Below are 18,812 nucleotides of genomic sequence, written 5' to 3' on the forward strand. Positions count from 1 at the left end.
CGCGGCGGAGCGCCGCGGGCCTCGTCGGCGCCGCGCCGATTCGCCTCGAGCGTCCACGCGATGGCCGATCCCGCTCCGCGGGCCCGACTCACGGCGTGTCGAACGTCCGCCGCATCACGACGCGGTCGCCGTCGACCGTGCGGATCTCGACCGCGTCGATGTCCGCTGCGGCGAGGTCGGTGCCGGCGCTCAGCTCAGTCGTCGATCCCGGGCCGGCGCGCCACGTCGACAGCACACTCGTCGACCCCGCATCGTCGGTGATCGCGAGGGCGTAGGGCCAGCCGCCGGGCGGGGCGTCGAGCACCTGCCCGGTGTACTGGCACACGAGGTCGATGCGCGTGCCCCAGGGCACAGAGGTGAGCTTGACCGACGCTTCGAGGGGCGCTCCCCCGATGTCGTCGAGCGCGTAGACCGCCCCCGACGGTTGCACTGCACCGGTCACCGCGATGACGCTCGGCACGGCGATCGCGACCAGCGCGACGGATGCCGCCAGCGTCCACGCCGTGATGCGGCGGGCGCGCCGACGACGCGCCGTTCGCACGAAGCGGCCCCGCAACGACGGATGGGGCTCCGAGATCGGCACCGGGCCGGTCGACTCGCCCACGGCGCGCGCCCGCTCGACGGACAGCCGCGACAGCAGCCCGGCGGTCGGCGCGAGTTCGGCGACGGCCGCCCTGCACTCGGCGCACGCAGCGAGGTGCGCTTCGAACTCAGCTCGATCGGCGGCGCTCAGGGCTCCAAGGACGTAGGCGCCGTCCGAGGCGGACAGGCGCTCGTGATCGGCGGTCATCGGGTCACCCCTCTTTCCTGCAGCGCGAGCCGCAGCGCCCGCACGGCGTAGTGCAGACGCGACTTCACGGTTCCGGCGGGTATGCCGAGCTCCTCGGCCGCCTGGGCGACGCTGCGCCCGCCGTAATAGGCGCTGACGATGACGGCGCGGTGGTCGGGAGTGAGGGTGGCCAGTGCCTCCTCGACGAGCAGGGCGTCGAACATGGCATCCGTATCGTCGTCACGCACCCGTTCGGGCAGTTCGTCGACGGGCAGTTCATGACGGCGCCGGGCGCTGCGCGCCTCGTCGATGACGATGTTGCGGGCGACGGTATACATCCACGACCGCAACGACGAGGGGTCGTCGGTCATCACCCGCGGCGTGCGCCATGCGCGCAGAAGGGTCTCCTGCACCACGTCGTCGGCGCCGGAGTGATCGCCGGTCAGGCTGACGACGTACCGCCACACGGGGACGGCGTGCGCGTCGTACAGCGCCGTCAGCTGCGCGTGCTCGTCCCGCACCACGGCATCCCCTCTCCCCGTCTCGAGAAACCCTCTCGAGTGAACACGGGATGCCGGCTCACGCGGTTCAGTTCGGGACGCTGCCGATGATGGCGGTCATGAACTGCTGATCGCCGACCAGGGCGAGGGTGACGCACACACCGGCGATCAGTGCGGTGGCGACGAAGCCCGCGATGGGGATCCAGAACGCGATGCGACCTCGCCTCAACCGGCGCCAGGTGAGCAGGGCGGTGAGCAGCCATCCGATGCCGTAGACGAGGGCTGCGGCCGCGCCCCAGACGTATCCCGCCTGCAGGTTCGTGTAGGCGGCGTCGACGCCGAGCACGGCGGCGGCCGACTCGGCGTAGCGCGGGAAGTCGAGCAGCTGCACGATGGTCGACACCGTGGAGACGAGCCCGTAGGCCAGCAGACCACCCGTGATGACGCGGTCCCAGAGCGGTCCGCGCAGAGCGCCCGGTCGTGGGCCGGCCGCGGGTGCGGGCGTCGGCGCGGGCTGCTCGGGCTGCGGGGCCACACCGGCGTCGAGCGCCTCGGTCACCTCGGGTCGCTGAATGCGCGCGCGCTGCTCTTCGGGGGTGGCGTACTCGCCGTACTGCGGGCGCGGCCGGACCTCGGGGTTCTCCGACGACCCGTCGCTCACGCGCTGCTCCGACCGCCGAGCGCGCGGCTGTCGCGCTGGCCGTTGGCATCCTGACGCAGCTCTTTGGGGAGGGAGAAGATGAGGTCTTCCTCGGCGGTGCGCACCTCTTCAACGTCGCGGTACCCCGCACCGGCGAGTTCTTCGAGCACCTCGGTGACGAGCACCTCGGGAACCGAGGCGCCGCTGGTGACGCCGACGGTCTGGACGCCCTCGAGCCACTCCTGCTTGACCTCGTCGACGTAGTCGACGCGGTAAGCCGCCTTCGCGCCGTACTCGAGCGCGACCTCGACGAGGCGGACGCTGTTGGAGGAGTTCGCGGAGCCCACCACGATCACGAGATCCGCACCGACGGCGACCTTCTTGATCGCGACCTGGCGGTTCTGCGTGGCGTAGCAGATGTCGTCGGAGGGCGGATCCTGCAGCTGCGGGAAGCGCTCGCGCAGGCGACGAACGGTCTCCATCGTCTCGTCGACCGACAGGGTGGTCTGCGACAGCCACACGACCTTCGACGGATCGCGCACCTCGATCTCGTCGGCGTGCTCGGGCGAGTTCACGACGGTGACGTGCTCGGGGGCCTCGCCGGCCGTCCCCTCGACCTCTTCGTGGCCCTCGTGGCCGATCAGCAGGATCTCGAAATCGTCGCGCGCGAAGCGCACCGCCTCGCGGTGCACCTTCGTCACGAGCGGGCACGTGGCGTCGATCGCCTGGAGTCCGCGCTCGGATGCCGCCGACACGACGGCGGGCGACACACCGTGGGCGCTGAAGACGACGTGCGAGCCTGCGGGCACCTCGTCGACCTCCTCGACGAAGACGGCGCCCTTCTTCTCGAGCTCGGTGACGACGTGGATGTTGTGCACGATCTGCTTGCGCACATAGACCGGGGCGCCGTATCGCTCGAGCGCCTTCTCGACGGCGATGACCGCGCGATCGACGCCCGCGCAGTATCCACGGGGTGCGGCGAGCAGCACCTTCTTCTGTCCGACGACGGGGATATCCTGGAGCCGCCCGCGTCGACCCGGGATGCGGGGAACGGGCAGGTGCACGGCAGGTGAGCTCACCCCGCGATTCTACCGGGGTGCCCCTGGACGCCGGCCGAACCTCCCCACCGCGACCCGCATGGATACGATGAGCCCTTCCCCGTCCGAGACCCTCCCGCCTCCTGCGCCTCCTGCCGCCGGCCCGCATCCGAGCGAGTGACATGACCTCCTTCCACCCCGAGACCGTCGCAGGGCAGGCGCCGCCCCCCGACAGCGTGCACCCGCGCGACTCCCGCACCGACGCCCCCACCTCGGTCTCCCGCCTGAACGACACGATCCGCGGCTTCATCGAGCGCTGGGGGTCGGTATGGGTCGAGGGCGAGATCACCTCCTTCAACCGCCGCGGTGGCAACGTGTTCGGGCGCATGAAAGACCTGGGAACCGAATCGACCGTCGCGTTCCGCATCTGGTCGAGCACGCTGAACCGTCTGCCCAAAGACCTCAAGGTGGGCGACCACGTCGTCGCGTGCGTCAAGGCCGACTACTTCCCCCGCACCGGCGACTTCTCGTTCTCGATCTCGGCGATGCGTCACGTGGGCCTCGGCGAGCAGCTCGAGCGCCTCGAGGCCCTTCGTGTGCAGTTGCGGTCGGAGGGCCTGTTCGACCCGGTCCGCAAGAAGAAGCTGCCCTTTCTCCCCCACTGCATCGGCCTCATCACGGGCGAGAACTCGGATGCCGAGAAAGACGTTCACCGCAACGCCGAGCTGCGCTGGCCGCGGGTGCGCTTCCGCACGAAGCACGCGGCCGTCCAGGGTGAGCGATGCGTACCCGAGACGATCGCGGCGCTCAAGGCACTGGATGCCGACCCCGACGTCGACGTGATCGTGATCGCGCGCGGCGGCGGCGATCCTCAGACGCTGCTCGGCTTCAGCGACGAGCGGCTGATTCGCGCGGTGGCCTCGGCATCCACTCCGATCGTCAGCGCCATCGGCCACGAGAACGACCGCCCCCTGCTCGACGACGTCGCCGACGTCCGCGCCTCGACGCCCACCGACGCCGCCAAGCGGGTCGTCCCCGACGTCAGCGAGCAGCGGGCGCTGGTGGCGCAACTGCGCGCACGGCTGACGGGACGCCTCACGCAGCGTGTGCTGCACGACATCGCCCAGCTCGAGCAGATCCGCTCGCGCCCGGCGCTGCGCGCGCCCCACTCGATGCTCACCTCGCGGGCCCAGGAGCTGTGGATGCTGTCGAATCGCGGTCGCGACATCGTCGACCGCCGCATCGAGGGCGAACGGCGTCGCACGAACGAGCTCGGCGCGGGGCTCCGCGCGCTCTCGCCCCTCGCGACGCTGGCCCGCGGGTACGCGATCGCGCAACTCCCCGACGGTTCGGTGCTGCGTGACGCGGCCGACGCGCCGGTCGGGACCGCTCTGCGCGTGACGGTCGAACAGGGCAGCGTCGCCGCCCGATCGGAGGGGACCGTCCCCGACGCCGTCGCGCACGACGCGGCGAGCGCGGATGGATCCGACGAGCCGCAGACGGACGCCGCGGATCGCGCCGATTCCCCGGCGACCGCGGATCGACCCCTCGATGCCGAGGCAACCGGCGACGGGGTGTCGCTGGGTCCCGCCTAGAATGGATGCCATGACCGCGACGACCCCCGGCTCCGCCGCCGACGTCGCGTCCCTCTCGTTCGAGCAGGCTCGCGACGAGCTCGTGCGCGTCGTCGCCGAGCTCGAGCAGGGCGCACCGACACTCGAAGAGTCGTTGGCCCTCTGGGAGCGCGGCGAGAAGCTGTACGCCCGGTGCGAAGAGTGGCTGCTCGGGGCGAAACGCCGACTCGACGCCGCCCGCGGCGAAGGAGACGAGTGATGGCCCGCGTCGTCGCGCACCTCGGTCGCCCCGAGACCCCGCAAGAGACAGCCGACCGCAAGGCGGAGTCCTCGCGTCGGTACCGCTCGAGCAAGACGTTTCGCAATCTCATCGCGGCGCTGCTCGTCATCATCGCGGTCGTCGTCGTCGTCGTCGCCGCGGTCCCCCGGGGCGAGCCGGCGCCGCGGCCCGCGCCCGACGTGCCGGCCCTGGCCGCTGATCTCGAAGCCGAGCGCGGGCGCCCCGTGCTGTCGCCCTCGCTGGGTGAGGGGTGGCGTGTGAACCAGGCCACCGTCGAGGGCGTCGGGGGAACCGAGGCGTGGACCATGGTCTACGTCCGCTCCGGCGAGACGGGCTTCCTCCGTGTCGCTCAGGGGTTCGACGCCGACGAGGCGTGGGTCGGACAGGTGCTCGACGGCACCCGCAGCACCGAGACCACCGAGATCGACGGCATCACCTGGAACGTCTACCGGCCCGCCAACCCGTCGGGCACGGGGAACATCGATTACGCCCTGGCCACACCGGCCGGCCCCGACCACGTGCTCGTCTACGGCGACGCAGCCCCGGAGACGGCGGCTCTGGCGGCCGCATCCGTCACCGAGCAGGTCGAGAAGTTGAGAGAGGTTCCGTGAGCGAGCGCATGACCCCCCATCAGGTGTGGCAGCAGATGGTGGAGGGAAACCAGCGATTCATCGCGGGCGCCCCCGCCCACCCCCGGCAAGACGTGGAGCGTCGCACCGAGCTCGCCAGCTCGCAGCACCCGACCGCGGCGCTGTTCGGCTGCTCCGACTCGCGTCTGGCCGCCGAGATCATCTTCGACGAGGGGCTCGGCGATCTGTTCGTCGTGCGCAACGCCGGCCAGGTCATCTCGGATTCGGTCATCGGCAGCCTCGAGTACGCCGTCGGGGTGCTCGAGGTGCCGCTCATCGTCGTCCTCGCGCACGACGCCTGTGGCGCCGTGGGGGCCGCGATCGACAGCACCGGCCTCGATGCCCCGACCCTGCCGGCCTACATCTGGCGTCAGATCGCCCCCATCGTGCCGGCGGTTCGCCGCGTGCAGCGCGCGAGTGCGGTTGACGGACGCCTTCCCGAGCACGTCGACCCCGAGCAGGTCGGCCGCGAGCACCTGCGCCACACCGTGGCCGAGTTGCTGCGCGCATCCGAACTCATCAGCGAGGCGGTGGCCGAGGGCCGTACCGCCGTCGTGGGCGCCAACTACCGTCTCGACGAGGGAGAAGCGTTCCCCGTCGTCATCGTGGGCGATGTGGTCGACGAGCGCGTCGAAGCCGCCCGCAGCTGAGAACTACCGAACACCGATCTGGAGGAACGACGACGTGACCGACATCGAGTACCGCATCGAACACGACACCATGGGTGAAGTGCGGGTGCCCAAGGACGCCCTCTACGCCGCGCAGACGCAGCGCGCCGTCGAGAACTTCCCCATCTCCGGGTCCGGGCTCGAATCGACGCAGATCGCCGCCCTCGCGCGCATCAAGAAGGCCGCCGCGCTCGCCAACAAAGAGCTCGGCACCCTCGACGGGCGGATCGCGGATGCCATCGCCCAGGCCGCCGACGAGGTCGTCACCGGTCGCCACGACGCGCAGTTCCCCGTCGACACCTACCAGACCGGCAGCGGCACCTCGTCGAACATGAACATGAACGAGGTGCTCGCGACACTGGCGACCGGCATCCTCGGTTCGACCGTTCACCCCAATGACCACGTGAACGCCTCGCAGTCCTCCAACGACGTGTTCCCCACCTCGGTGCACATCGCCGTCACCCAGGCCCTCATCACCGATCTCATCCCCGCTCTCGAGCACCTCTCGGTGGCGCTCGAGACCAAGGCCCAGGCGTGGAAGGGCATCGTGAAGTCGGGTCGCACCCACCTCATGGACGCCACCCCCGTCACCCTCGGCCAGGAGTTCGGCGGCTACGCCCGCCAGATGCGCCTGGGTGCCGAGCGCGTGCAGGCGGTGCTCCCCCGCGTCGGCGAGGTGCCCCTCGGCGGCACCGCGGTCGGCACCGGCATCAACACGCCCCTCGGCTTTCCGCAGAAGGTCATCGAGCTGCTCGCGGCCGAGACCGGGTTGCCCATCACCGAGGCGAAGGACCACTTCGAAGCGCAGGCCAACCGCGACGGTCTGGTCGAAGCGTCCGGCGCACTCCGCACCATCGCCGTGTCGCTGACCAAGATCAACAACGACATCCGCTGGATGGGATCGGGACCGAACACCGGCCTCGGCGAGTTGCACATCCCCGACCTGCAGCCCGGATCCTCGATCATGCCCGGCAAGGTCAACCCGGTCGTGCCCGAGGCCACCCTCATGGTCTGCGCGCGGGTCATCGGCAACGACGCGACCGTCGCGTGGGCCGGCGCCTCGGGCTCGTTCGAGCTCAACGTCGCCATCCCCGTCATGGGCACGGCGCTGCTGGAGTCGATCCGCCTGCTCTCGAACGCCATGCGCGTGCTCGCCGACAAGACCATCGACGGCCTCGAGGCCAACGTGGCCCGCGCCGAGGCCTTCGCCGGTATGTCGCCCTCGATCGTCACGCCGCTGAACAAGGTCATCGGTTACGAGGCCGCTGCCAAGATCGCCAAGCATTCCGTCGCCAAGGGCATCACCGTTCGTGAGGCCGTCGTCGATCTCGGCTACGTCGAACGGGGCGAGATCACCGAAGAGGTGCTCGACGCCAAACTCGACCTGCTGTCGATGACGCACCCCGGCTGAGCATCCCACGCACGTCCACGACGCCGAGGCGCGCCATAATCGGAGGATGAGCCCCGCGACGAGACCCGTCTCGACGCGTGTGCGACTTCTCGGCGCGATCCTCGGCGTCGTGCTGCTCGGCATGATCCTCGCCGGTGGCGTCACGTTCCTCGTGCAGAGCGATCGCGTGATCGCCAACGCCGAGCGTCAGCTCGACGGGTTCGTCTCGACGGTGTCGACGAGCGGTCAGGATGCCGCCGACCTCGTCGCCGCGGCCATTCCGGGCCGCACCGATGGCACGCTCGCCCTCGCCGACGCGCAGGTGCTCGCCGCGACGCCTTCACCCCCGGGCCTGCGTCTGGCCGACGACGCCGAGCTCGTGGCATCCATCGCCGGGGTCGTGGCCGAGGGGCGCCTCACGGGACGCCTCGACAGCAATCAGGGCCCCCTCCTCTACGCCGCGGTGCCCGCACGCGGCGGCACCGTCGTGCAGGTCATCTCGATCGATCAGCGGATGGAGCTCGTCACCCTCTCCACCACCACCTACGGCATCACGGCGCTGGCGGTGCTGATCCTCATCGGCATCGCGGGGTACTTCGTCACCGGCCGCCTGTTCTCGCCGTTGCGGCGTCTGCGTGCGACCGCCGACGCGATCACGATCGACGACCTGGGCACGCGCCTGCGCGCGCGCGGCAACGACGAGATCTCCGATCTCACCACCTCGGTCAACTCCATGCTCGACCGCCTCGCGATGTCGGTCGATGCGCAGCGCCAACTGCTCGACGACGTGCGGCACGAGCTCAAGACGCCCATCACCATCGTCCGCGGCCACCTCGAGATGATGGATCCCGCCGACCCGCACGACGTCACCGAGACACGCGACCTCGGCATCGCCGAGCTCGACCGCCTTTCTCGCCTCGTCGACGACATCGACGCCCTCGCCGACATCGAGACCGGTGCTCTCTCGGATGCCGTCATCGACGTCGGAGCGCTCACCGACCGCGTCGCGGAACTCGCGGGAGCGATCGCGGGACACACCTGGAGCGTCGAGCGGCGCGCCCGCGCCCGCATCCGCGGCGACGCCGACCGTCTGGTGCAGGCCTGGCTCCAGCTCGCCGACAACGCGGCGAAGTACACCCCCGAGGGCAGTCCCATCGAGATCGGCAGTTCCGTCGATGACAGCACCGCCCACCTGTGGGTGCGCGACCACGGTCCCGGCATCCCCCCGGCCGCCCGCCATCGCGTGTTCCGCCGCTTCGACCGCCTGTCCACCCGGCGGGGTGTCGAAGGTTCGGGCCTCGGCCTCTCGATCGTGGATGCCATCGCCAAGGCGCACGACGGACACTGCGCCGTCGTCGACACCCCCGGCGGCGGCGCCACGGTCGTGCTCCACATCCCCGTAGCCGGTGCGCAGTCGCCGGCCGATCTTCCCACGCCCGTACGCGCGGGCGACGTCGTCATGCAGAGAGAGGCCACCGGATGACCCGCATCCTCATCGCGGAAGACGAGGAGCGCATCTCCTCCTTCGTGGCGAAGGGGCTGGAGTCCGCGGGCTACCAGACGCTGATCGTCGACGACGGCGCTGATGCGCTCGACACCGCGCTCGCCGGTGAGGTCGACCTGGTGCTGCTCGATGTGGGGCTGCCCTCGCTCGACGGTTTCGAGGTGCTGCGGAGCCTCCGCGGCCAGGGATCGACGATCCCGGTCATCATGCTCACCGCGCGCACCAGCACGCGCGACACGGTCGACGGTCTCGACGCCGGGGCGAATGACTACGTCGCGAAACCCTTCAAGTTCGACGAGCTGCTCGCCCGCGTGCGCTCGCGCTTGCGCGAGCCGGTCACGGTGGGCTCGATGACGATCGGCCACGGCGACGTCTCGCTCGACATCCTCGCCCGGCGCGCGACGGTCGCCGGTCGCGAGATCGACCTCAGTGCGCGCGAGTTCGCCCTCGCCGAGGAGTTCCTCCGCCACGCCGGGCAGGTGCTCAGCCGCGAGCAACTGCTCAGCCGCGTCTGGGGGATGGACTTCGACCCGTCATCCAACGTGGTCGACGTCTACGTGCGCTATCTGCGCGCGAAGGTCGGGTCGGGTCATATCGTCACGGTGCGAGGAGCCGGTTACCGCTGGGAGTGAGTCGCGGTGCGGCAGCGCCGTCAACCCCGAAAACCCCCGGCGGGGGGCACCGGGGGTTCTGGAGAGACGCGTCCGGTGGTCTTCCGGCTCACCCGAAGAGCGGTGACCTGCGCGTGACGTGTTCTCTTGTTTCCATGGGGGAACCGCCGAAGCGGTGACGAAGTCTCCTTCGTCGACGTGTTCTACTCTGGCCGGTTTTCGTGAGAGAGGGGGGAGCCGAAGATGAGAAAGCTCTCATCTGCGTGGATCGCCGCCTTCTCGGCGAGGGGCCGGGATGCCATGGCATCCCGGCCCCTCGCTACATCCGGTCCTACGACAGCTCGCCGGCCTCCAGCAGCTCGGTCACCAGAGCCGCGATCGCGGAGCGCTCGGACCGCGTCAGGGTGACGTGGCCGAAGAGGCCGTGACCCTTCAGCGTCTCGATGACCGATGCGACACCGTCATGACGCCCGACGCGCAGGTTGTCGCGCTGACCGACGTCGTGGGTCAGCACCACGCGGGAGTTCTGCCCGATGCGGCTCAGCACGGTCAACAGCACGTTGCGTTCGAGCGACTGCGCCTCGTCGACGATGACGAAGGCGTCGTGCAGCGACCGACCACGGATGTGCGTCAGCGGCAGCACCTCGAGCATGCCCCTCGCGAGCACCTCCTCGAGCACGTTGCCCGAGACGACCGAACCGAGCGTGTCGAAGACCGCCTGGCCCCACGGCCCCATCTTCTCGGCCTGGTCGCCCGGGAGGTAGCCGAGCTCCTGTCCACCGACCGCGAAGAGGGGGCGGAAGACGATGATCTTCTTCTGCTGCTGCCGCTCCAGCACGGCTTCCAGCGCCGCACACAGGGCCAGCGCCGACTTACCGGTGCCGGCTCGTCCGCCGAGCGAGACGATGCCCACCTCGGGGTCGAGCAACAGGTCGAGCGCGATGCGCTGCTCAGCCGACCGGCCGTGCAGTCCGAACGCTTCGCGGTCGCCGCGGACGAGACGGTACTCGCCCTTGCCGGTGACGCGACCGAGGGCGGAGCCGCGCTCGGAGTGGATGACGAGACCGGTGTTGACCGGCATCCCCTTCACCGCGTCGCTGACGGCGACCTCGGTCTCGTAGAGGTCGGCGAGGTCGTCGCCCGACACGTCGATGGAGGAGATGCCCGTCCACCCGGAGTCCATCGCCTGCTCGGCGAGGTATTCCTCGGTGTTCAGGCCGAGGGATGCCGCCTTGACGCGCATCGGCAGGTCCTTCGACACCACGGTCACCTCGGCGCCGTCCTTGGCGATGTTCATCGCCACGGCGAGGATGCGGCTGTCGTTGCCACCCGTGCGCATGCCGGAGGGCAGCACGCTGGGGTCGGTGTTGTTCAGCTCGACGCGGAGCGAGCCGTTGTCGCCGACGGCGACCGGGAAGTCGAGACGGCCGTGCTCGACGCGGAGCTCGTCGAGGTGGCGCAGCGCCTGGCGGGCGAAGTACCCGATCTCGGGGTCGTGACGTTTGCCCTCGAGTTCCATGATCACGACGACGGGGATCACCACCGCGTTCTCGGCGAAGCGGAAGAACGCCCGCGGGTCACTCAGAAGGACGGAGGTGTCCAGGACGTACGTGCGAAGCGCCTGATCGGCCCCCGCTTCGGACTTTGCGCTCTCGACGACGTGACGCTGGTCGTACGGTGCTCGTGTAGCCACAACCCACTCCCGACCCGGGTGTTTCACCCGGTTTTCACGAGTCGACCTGTGGGTCACGAGTCGCAATCCGAAGGCCGACTCGATCGGACTCCGTGTCCGATGCTTCACCGTACGACGCTCCGAGAGTCGCGAGGGTCGTTAACACGCCGCGAATATGACGAGTTCATGAACACCTTGTTCGCGCGGCTCATCGTCCGGAAAGTAGTTCGGCGGATGCCGCTCGTTCCGCCCGCGTGAAGGGCAGACCCTTCGACGTGCCCGGCCTCCGCTGCGCCCTCGCGCCGGTGCCCGTCCACTGGCCACGGGGGGGTGAATGCGTCTCGGCCGTCGGGCCTACTGCCCGAAACGACGATCGCGCGCGCCGAAATCGCGGATGGCTCGCAGGAAGTCGACCTCGCGCAGGTCGGGCCCGAGAGCCTCGACGAAGTAGAACTCCGAGTGCGCGGACTGCCACAAGAGGAAGTCGCTGAGACGTTGTTCTCCGGAGGTGCGGATGACCAGGTCGGGATCGGCCTGACCGCCCGTGTACAGATGCTCGCCGATCTGCTCGGGAGTGAGACTCGCGGCGAGCTCCTCCAACGAGCCACCCGACTCGTCGTGCTTGGCGATGATGGAGCGCACGGCATCCACGATCTCACTGCGGCCCCCGTAGCCGACCGCCAGGTTCACGTGCAGGCCCTTGTGACCGCGCGTGCGTTCGGTGACCTCGTTCAGCACCTCGGCGAGTTCGGGCGGCAGTCCGTGCGCGCGTCCCACGTGCTTCACCCGCCAGTTCGGCTCGTGCGACAGCTCTCGGGCGAGTTCGGCGATGATCTCGAGCAGGTCCTGCAGCTCTTTGCTCTCCCGCTTGACGAGGTTGTCGTTCGACAGCAGGTACAGCGACACCACCTCGATGCCGAGGTCGTCGCACCATCGCAGGAACTCGTGCATCTTCGCTGCGCCGGCGCGGTGGCCGTGGGCGGCACTGTCGTACCCGAGCTGACGCGCCCAGCGACGGTTGCCGTCGATCATCATCGCGACGTGGTGCGGCACGGTCGCCGGCATGCGGCGGCGGAGGCGCGAGATGTACAGACGATAGAGGGGGCCTCGCCCCTCGTTCTTCCACACGCGCGCCACCCGCATACGCTACCGCGTCCGACGGCCGCCACACGGCGGGCTCGGGGTGGCGTCGCCCGGGTGACGGGTGAGCGCCGGCGCCATGTTCCCCCCGGAGCATGGGAGCGGACGTAGTGTCGAGGTGTGACACGTCCGACGCCCGCAGACGGCCCCGAGATGCCCCAGCTCCCCCTCATCGAGGCAGGATCGGTGGGCGCCGCGGTCGAGCTCAAGCCGACGTGGCGCGGGTGGATCCACGCGGGTACGTTCCCCGTCGCTATCGCCGCGGGGATCGTCCTGATCGCGCTCGCGCAGGGCGCCCCCGCCAAGTGGGCATCGGCGGTGTTCATGGCGACCTCCATGCTGCTCTTCGGCAATTCCGCGCTGTACCACCGCTTCCACTGGAAGCCGAAGACTCTGGCGGTGCTCAAGCGCATCGACCACGCGAACATCCTGCTGCTCATCGCGGGCACGTACACGCCGATCGCGGTGCTGGCGCTGCCGACGCCGAAGACCGTGCTGCTGCTGTCGATCGTGTGGGGCGGTGCCGTTCTCGGCATCCTGTTCCGTGTGTTCTGGATCAACGCGCCGCGCTGGCTCTACGTGGCGCTGTACCTGGCACTCGGGTGGGCCGCGGTGATGTACCTCGGCGACCTGCTGGCGGCGAATGTCGCGATGATGCTCCTCGTCGTCGTCGGCGGGCTGCTGTACACCGCCGGCGCGATCATCTACGCGGTGAAGAAGCCCAACCCGTGGCCGGGGCACTTCGGGTTCCACGAGATCTTCCACGTGTGCACGGTGCTGGCGTTCCTCTGCCACTGGACGGCGTGCCTGCTCATCGCACTCCAGCCCGCCTACCACGGCGGCTGAGCGGAAGATCTCCCGCGGCGACCGGAGGACGTGCCTCGCGAGCCGAGGCCGCCGGATGCAACAGACTCGCAGGGTGTGCCACTGATTCGGATGCCGGCGGCATCCTGATCCGAATCCGTTGCCGCGACCCGGATGCGGTGAACGGGCGGTCGCGCCTCCGCGGAGCCCGGTGCGAGTGAGGCCCGCTGCCGGCGCCCCCGAGGTCACGCCTCAGCCACGCCCGGCGGGATCAGCGACGCGGCGGAGCAGGATCGATGTCTTCGTCGTCGGTCTCGCTGGCCGCGGCGGCTGAGCGCGCCTGCTCCTCGGCATCCAACTCGGCGTTCACCTCTTCGCGGTAGCGACCGCGACGGATGCGGCGCAGCATGTCCCAGACGAGGAGGAATACCGCGATCGCGATGAAGGCGATCGCGGCGAAACCGAGCGGGCCGGGTGTGACGATCGACTCATCGGGGGTCACCACCGGTGAGGGCGTGGTCGCGAGGGCGACGATCACGGGGAGCATGGAGTCCTTCGGTGCGGGAGCGCGTAGCCTGGAACTCCAGCCTAAAGCCCGGGGAGACCATGACGACGCAAGACCTGCTCGACGACCGTTACGGGCGCACGCGCTCCCCGCGGCGCCGCCTCCTCGGCTGGTCGATCGTCGCCGTGCTGGCCCTCGGTGCGATCGGCTACCTCGGGTGGACGACCGTGGCCAGCAGCGCCGGGTCGGTCACCGCGACCGACACCGGGTTCTCGGTCACCGACGACCGGTCCGTCTCCGCCACGTTCCAGATCACGGCGCCCATCGGCCAGCCGGTCGCGTGCGCTCTCGAAGCCCGCGACGAAGAGCACGGCACCGTCGGGTGGCGGGTCGTGCAGTACCCGGCATCCGAAGAGCATTCCCGGGCTTTCAGCGAGACGATTCCCACGCTCTCGCTGGCCACGACAGGTTTTGTCAACGCCTGCTGGGTGCCGTAAACTCGCGGAATCACGACGCGCCCCGGCTCGATGCCGGGGCGTTCGACATATGCCCGGCGGTTCCGTGCGACCGCCGCTCGCCTCTCGAAGAAGGAGTACTCGTGTCCAACGACGCTCAGGTGACGTTCCTCACGCAAGACGCCTACGACCGTCTCCACAATGAGCTGGAGCACCTCTCGACCACGGGTCGCGAGGAGATCGCCAAGCGCATCGAGTCGGCGCGCGAAGAGGGCGACCTGAAGGAGAACGGCGGCTACCACGCCGCGAAAGACGAGCAGGGCAAGCAGGAGGCGCGCATCCGCACCCTCCAGCAGCTGTTGAAGGACGCGAAGGTCGGCGAGGCCCCCGAGAGCCACGGTGTCGTGGAGTCGGGCACCGTCGTGACCGCCGTGATCGCCGGCGGTGAAGAGAAGTTCCTGCTCGGCAACCGCGAGATCGCCGCCGACTCCGAGCTCGACGTGTACAGCGAGGCGTCTCCGCTGGGCGCCGCCATCCTCGGCCTCAAAGAGGGCGATAAGGGTTCGTACACCGCGCCGAACGGCAAAGAGATCTCGGTCGAGATCGTCAAGGTCGAGACCTACTCGGGCCAGTAAGCCCCTTTCGCTCGCGAGCCGCTCCCCCGGATGGGTGGGCGGCTCGCGGCGTTCAGAAGTATGGATGCCTCGACGCCGCTTCGGCCCTGCCGCGCCGAGGGCGGCGTTCCGCCGTGCAGCGGCGGCGTCGCCGAGCCACGCGCCGGGGCATCCGATGTGCACCGGGGTGCGCGCCGGCCGCCCCGCTGCACGAAACGCGCCCCGCAGGGCCGACCCCCGCGGCGCGACGACCACGACGCGCCGAGAGATCAGTCGGGGACGACGGTCGCGACGAACCCGGCCTCTTCCAGCGTCGAGATGACGAGCGCACGGTGCTCAGCGCCGCGCGTCTCGACGCTCAGCTGCAGGATGACCTCGCTGATCTGTAGGCCCTGTCCGTGGCGGGTGTGGAGCACCTCGATGACGTTCGCACCGACCCCGGCCAGCAGCTCCGACACTCGCGCGAGCTGCCCGGGACGATCGGGCAGCGGGATGCGCAGCGACATGTACCGCCCGGATGCCGAGAGCCCGTGCGCCACGACGCGCTGGAGCAGCAGCGGGTCGATGTTGCCGCCCGAGAGGATAGTGACCGTCGGGCCGTGCGCCGTGATCTTCCCCGCAAGGATGGCGGCCACACCGACGGCGCCGGCCGGCTCGACGACCTGCTTCGCGCGTTCGAGGAGGACGAGGAGCGCTCGCGCGATGTCGTCCTCCGTGACGGTGACGACCTCGTCGACGTACTGACGGATCAGTTCGAACGGGAGGTCGCCGGGACGGGCGACCGCGATGCCGTCGGCGATGGTCGGGGTGGTCGCGACCTGCATCGGATAGCCCGCGGCCAGCGACGACGGATAGGCGGCGGAGTTGTGCGCCTGCACCCCGATGATGCGCACCTCGCGCCCCTCGGCGGCCGCGCGGGCCTTCACCGCGGCCGCGACACCGGCCGCCAGCCCTCCCCCGCCGATGCCGACGATCACGGTCTCGAGGTCGGGCATGTCTTCGACGAGTTCGAGGCCGAGCGTGCCCTGACCCACGATGATGTCGCGGTGGTCGAAGGGGTGGATCAGCACGGCACCGGTACGCTCGGCGAACTCGGCGGCGAGGCGCAGAGGGGTCTCCACGGTGGCCCCCTCGAGGATCACCTCGGCGCCGTAGCCCTTGGTAGCGAGCAGTTTGGGCACGGGAACGCCCAGCGGCATGAAGATCGTCGCGGCGATGCCGAGCTGCTGCGCGGCCAACGCGACACCCTGGGCGTGATTGCCGGCGGAGGCGGCGACGACGCCGCGGGCGCGCTCCTCCGCCGTGAGGCGGGAGAGACGATAGGTCGCGCCGCGGATCTTGAACGAGCCGGTGCGCTGAAGGTTTTCGAGCTTGAGGTTGACGGGCACGCCGAGCAGCTCGCTGAGGTGCAGTGACTCGTCGAGCGGCGTGCGCGTGATGATGCCGCGCAGAGCCTGCGCGGCATCCTCGAACTCGGCAAGGGTGGGGGTGTCGTTCATGGTCTCCTTGCGCGTTCGCGCGGGACGGTCTGCCAGATGAGATCTCGGGATGCCAGGGCTTCGCCCTCGTGCTGCCAGGCCTTCGACGCGAGGTAGACGGCGACGACGTTGACGAACGCCGCCAGCGGCACGGCGAAGAGGGCACCGGCGATGCCGCCGATCATGGCACCGCCGGCGACGACGAGTACGACGGCCAGCGGGTGCACCTTGACGGCGGAGCCCATGAGGATCGGCTGCAGGATGTGGCTTTCGACCTGCTGCACACCCAGGACGACGATCAGCATGAACAGGGCGATGAGCGGGCCGTTGTAGACCAACGCGATGAACACCGCGAGAGCGCCGGTCGCGACCGCCCCGACGAACGGGATGAACGCGCCGAGGAAGACGAGCACGCCGATCGGGATGGAGAGCGGAACGCCGAGCAGGAAAGCGCCGAGACCGATGCCGACCGCGTCGATGGTCGCGACCAGCAGTTGCGTGCGGGCATAGCTCTTGACCGTGCGCCAGCCGGCACGACCGGCGCCGTCGACGGCGGGGCGGGCGACACGGGGGAAGAGCCGTGTCGTCCAGCGCCAGATGCCGCCGCCGTCGGCGAGCAGGCAGAGCAGGATGAACAGCGTCAGCAGCACCCCCGTGGCAACGTGGCCGAGGGTCGTACCGATGGCGAGGGCGCCGGTCCACAACACCTCCGCCTGCTGCTGGAGGAAGGTGGCGGCCTGCCGCAGACCATCGTCGATCTGCTGAGCGCTGAGGTGGAGCGGCCCGTCGATGAGGTACAGGCGGAATTGCTCGACCGCCTGCGTGGTGCGCTCGCGCACCGACCCGAACTCGCGGGTGATCTGCCATACGGCGAGCCACACGAGTCCCGAGATGATGGCGATCGTCCCCAGCACCGCCACGATGATCGCGAGCCACTTCGGCCAGCGATGGCGCAGCAAGAACGAGAAGCCCGGCCACACCAGCGCCGTCACGAGGATGGCCACGAGAAGCGGGATGACGAGGAGCTTCAGCTGGATGACGAGGAAGACGACGACGGCGAGAGCCGCCGCGATGACGAGCAGGCGCCACGCATAGGCGGTGGCCTGACGCAGCCCGGGCGGGACCGGGGGCTGGAGGTCGCTCGAGACGGTGCGACGCTTGAGGGCGTCGAGGAACGATCCACGCGGTTCGGGATCGGTTCCACTCATTCCGCCAGCCTACCGCCGCCCTCCCGCATCGCTCGCGGGCGATGTCGGTGGTCGGGGATACCGTGAGGGGCATGACGACGACCCTCCGTCGCGCCGACGCGCGTCGCATCGCTCTGGCCGCTCAGGGCTTCGCCCGTCCGCGTCCCACGGCCGTCGGCACGCGCCAGATCACCGCCGCGCTGCGCCGCCTGCTCATCCTGCAGATCGACTCCGTCAACGTCTTCGCCCGCTCGCACTACATGCCGCTGTTCGCCCGTCTCGGCTCGTACGACACCGCGCTGCTCGACAAACTGGCGTTCTCGCGACGGCCGACCTGGGTCGAGTCGTGGGCGCATGTGGCATCCCTCGTCTCGGTCGACGATTGGCCGCTGCTGCAGTTCCGACGCGATGACATGCGCCGCAAATACGGCCACGACGCCTGGGCGGAGGCGAATCAGCCGCTCCTGCAGTGGCTCCGCGACGAGCTGGCCGAGCGCGGGCCGCTGCGGCCGGCCGAGATCGATCACGATGCCCGCAGAGGCACCCGCGGCGCGTGGTGGGGCTGGGACGACGCCAAGAACGGTCTCGAGCGGCTGTGGTTGTTCGGCGATGTGGCGATCGCCGGACGACGCGGGTTCGAACGACGCTACGCCCTGGCATCCGACGTGTTGCCCGCTTCCGCGCTCGAGACGACGGTGCCACGGGCCGAGGCGATCACCGAGCTCGTGCGCCGCGCCGCCGTCGCCTACGGCGTCGCGACGGCGTCCGACCTGGCCGACTATTGGCGTATCCGCGATCGGCCCGCCGTGCTGGCCGGCATTCGCGATCTCGTCGACGCCGGTGAACTGATACCGGTCGAAGTGGAGGGGTGGCGGATCGCGGGTCGTCCCGCCAAGGCATGGTTGCACCGAGACGCCGCCCGCCCGCGAAAGGTCGACGCCGCGGCGATCCTTACGCCCTTCGACCCGGTGGTGTGGTTCCGCGACCGGGCGGAGCGACTGTTCGACTTCGACTACCGCATCGAGATCTACACCCCGGCGCCGCAGCGCCGGTTCGGCTACTACTCGCTGCCGGTGCTCGTCGGCGACGACGTCGTGGGCCGACTCGACCTCAAGGCCGACCGCGCCTCCAGCGCCCTGCGCGTGCAGTCGGCGTGGTGGGAGGCCGGAGCGCCCCCCGATGCCGCCGAGCGCATCGCCGCAGAACTCCTCACGGCCGCGCGCTGGCAGGGTCTCGAGACGGTGACCGTGTCGCGGTGGGGCGACGCAGCAGACGCCGTCGCCGGGGCGCTCGCGGCGGAGCGGCACGAACACCCCGACGGCCGGTCGAACTGAAACGCCCCCTCCGCCGGAGCG

20 protein-coding genes are annotated in these 18,812 nt (G+C 69.9%); 11 read left to right on the forward strand and 9 right to left on the reverse strand.

Features of this window, described 5'->3' with window-relative positions:
• Window positions 1–88: 88 nt before the first annotated feature.
• The 4 genes from ACXKZF_RS10040 to ACXKZF_RS10055 form a co-directional block, all read right to left on the reverse strand.
• Complete coding sequence (locus tag ACXKZF_RS10040; RefSeq protein ID WP_488984117.1) at window positions 89–790, reverse strand: zf-HC2 domain-containing protein; 702 nt, start codon at window positions 788–790, stop codon at window positions 89–91.
• A complete protein-coding gene (locus ACXKZF_RS10045; protein WP_082484860.1) occupies window positions 787–1,293 on the reverse strand; it encodes a sigma-70 family RNA polymerase sigma factor in 507 nt (168 codons plus the stop codon). Before ACXKZF_RS10045 ends, ACXKZF_RS10040 begins: the two co-directional genes overlap by 4 nt.
• Window positions 1,294–1,357: 64 nt before the next feature.
• Window positions 1,358–1,930, reverse strand: a complete 573-nt coding sequence (locus ACXKZF_RS10050; protein WP_488984118.1) for a DUF6264 family protein — start codon at window positions 1,928–1,930, stop codon at window positions 1,358–1,360.
• Complete coding sequence (locus ACXKZF_RS10055; RefSeq protein WP_488984119.1) at window positions 1,927–2,988, reverse strand: 4-hydroxy-3-methylbut-2-enyl diphosphate reductase; 1,062 nt, start codon at window positions 2,986–2,988, stop codon at window positions 1,927–1,929. The genes ACXKZF_RS10050 and ACXKZF_RS10055 overlap by 4 nt, the downstream gene beginning before the upstream one ends.
• Before the next feature lie 140 nt (window positions 2,989–3,128).
• Between ACXKZF_RS10055 and xseA the strand changes: the two genes are divergently transcribed.
• The 7 genes from xseA to ACXKZF_RS10090 are packed head-to-tail and all read left to right on the forward strand — an operon-like array spanning window position 3,129 to window position 9,623.
• Entirely contained in the window at window positions 3,129–4,541 is a 1,413-nt protein-coding gene (gene xseA, locus ACXKZF_RS10060; RefSeq protein WP_488984120.1) for an exodeoxyribonuclease VII large subunit, read from the forward strand.
• Between the two features lie 10 nt (window positions 4,542–4,551).
• Window positions 4,552–4,779, forward strand: coding sequence for an exodeoxyribonuclease VII small subunit (locus ACXKZF_RS10065; protein WP_183420116.1), 228 nt, complete (start codon window positions 4,552–4,554; stop codon window positions 4,777–4,779).
• Entirely contained in the window at window positions 4,779–5,411 is a 633-nt protein-coding gene (locus ACXKZF_RS10070) for a DUF4245 family protein (protein WP_488984121.1), read from the forward strand. The genes ACXKZF_RS10065 and ACXKZF_RS10070 overlap by 1 nt, the downstream gene beginning before the upstream one ends.
• Complete coding sequence (locus tag ACXKZF_RS10075) at window positions 5,408–6,079, forward strand: carbonic anhydrase (protein ID WP_488984122.1); 672 nt, start codon at window positions 5,408–5,410, stop codon at window positions 6,077–6,079. The genes ACXKZF_RS10070 and ACXKZF_RS10075 overlap by 4 nt, the downstream gene beginning before the upstream one ends.
• A gap of 34 nt (window positions 6,080–6,113) precedes the next feature.
• Window positions 6,114–7,508: a class II fumarate hydratase gene (locus tag ACXKZF_RS10080; RefSeq protein WP_488984123.1), complete on the forward strand. Its 1,395-nt coding sequence runs from the start codon at window positions 6,114–6,116 to the stop codon at window positions 7,506–7,508.
• 46 nt (window positions 7,509–7,554) lie between these two features.
• A complete protein-coding gene (locus ACXKZF_RS10085; RefSeq protein ID WP_488984124.1) occupies window positions 7,555–8,970 on the forward strand; it encodes a sensor histidine kinase in 1,416 nt (471 codons plus the stop codon).
• Complete coding sequence (locus ACXKZF_RS10090) at window positions 8,967–9,623, forward strand: response regulator transcription factor (protein WP_055953529.1); 657 nt, start codon at window positions 8,967–8,969, stop codon at window positions 9,621–9,623. The genes ACXKZF_RS10085 and ACXKZF_RS10090 overlap by 4 nt, the downstream gene beginning before the upstream one ends.
• A gap of 310 nt (window positions 9,624–9,933) precedes the next feature.
• Here ACXKZF_RS10090 and phoH2 read toward each other — a convergent pair whose 3' ends face one another.
• Both phoH2 and ACXKZF_RS10100 read right to left on the reverse strand, forming a co-directional pair.
• On the reverse strand, window positions 9,934–11,295 hold the full coding sequence (gene phoH2 / locus ACXKZF_RS10095) for an RNA 5'-3' helicase PhoH2 (RefSeq protein WP_055953526.1): 1,362 nt from the start codon (window positions 11,293–11,295) through the stop codon (window positions 9,934–9,936).
• Between the two features lie 333 nt (window positions 11,296–11,628).
• Window positions 11,629–12,417 (reverse strand): isoprenyl transferase, encoded by a 789-nt coding sequence (locus ACXKZF_RS10100; protein WP_055953523.1) that lies wholly within the window; start codon window positions 12,415–12,417, stop codon window positions 11,629–11,631.
• Window positions 12,418–12,567: 150 nt separating this feature from the next.
• On the opposite strand from ACXKZF_RS10100, the gene trhA reads away from it, so the two are divergent.
• The gene (trhA, locus tag ACXKZF_RS10105) at window positions 12,568–13,260 is read left to right on the forward strand and encodes a PAQR family membrane homeostasis protein TrhA (protein ID WP_243223312.1); all 693 of its coding nucleotides are present in this window, start codon (window positions 12,568–12,570) and stop codon (window positions 13,258–13,260) included.
• A 229-nt stretch (window positions 13,261–13,489) separates the two neighbouring features.
• Here trhA and ACXKZF_RS10110 read toward each other — a convergent pair whose 3' ends face one another.
• Window positions 13,490–13,765: a hypothetical protein gene (locus tag ACXKZF_RS10110; protein ID WP_055953520.1), complete on the reverse strand. Its 276-nt coding sequence runs from the start codon at window positions 13,763–13,765 to the stop codon at window positions 13,490–13,492.
• 59 nt (window positions 13,766–13,824) lie between these two features.
• Between ACXKZF_RS10110 and ACXKZF_RS10115 the strand changes: the two genes are divergently transcribed.
• Window positions 13,825–14,220, forward strand: coding sequence for a DUF4307 domain-containing protein (locus tag ACXKZF_RS10115; RefSeq protein WP_055953517.1), 396 nt, complete (start codon window positions 13,825–13,827; stop codon window positions 14,218–14,220).
• Window positions 14,221–14,321: 101 nt separating this feature from the next.
• On the forward strand, window positions 14,322–14,813 hold the full coding sequence (gene greA, locus ACXKZF_RS10120) for a transcription elongation factor GreA (protein ID WP_349850570.1): 492 nt from the start codon (window positions 14,322–14,324) through the stop codon (window positions 14,811–14,813).
• 248 nt (window positions 14,814–15,061) lie between these two features.
• On the opposite strand, the gene ilvA is transcribed toward greA, so the two are convergent.
• Together ilvA and ACXKZF_RS10130 are read right to left on the reverse strand one after the other, a co-directional pair.
• Window positions 15,062–16,291 (reverse strand): threonine ammonia-lyase, encoded by a 1,230-nt coding sequence (ilvA, locus tag ACXKZF_RS10125; protein WP_055953510.1) that lies wholly within the window; start codon window positions 16,289–16,291, stop codon window positions 15,062–15,064.
• Window positions 16,288–17,478 (reverse strand): AI-2E family transporter, encoded by a 1,191-nt coding sequence (locus tag ACXKZF_RS10130; protein WP_055953507.1) that lies wholly within the window; start codon window positions 17,476–17,478, stop codon window positions 16,288–16,290. Before ACXKZF_RS10130 ends, ilvA begins: the two co-directional genes overlap by 4 nt.
• Before the next feature lie 71 nt (window positions 17,479–17,549).
• Between ACXKZF_RS10130 and ACXKZF_RS10135 the strand changes: the two genes are divergently transcribed.
• Window positions 17,550–18,791, forward strand: a complete 1,242-nt coding sequence (locus ACXKZF_RS10135; protein ID WP_488984125.1) for a winged helix-turn-helix domain-containing protein — start codon at window positions 17,550–17,552, stop codon at window positions 18,789–18,791.
• Window positions 18,792–18,812: the final 21 nt, after the last annotated feature.

The organism is Microbacterium sp. ABR10 (assembly GCF_057812175.1).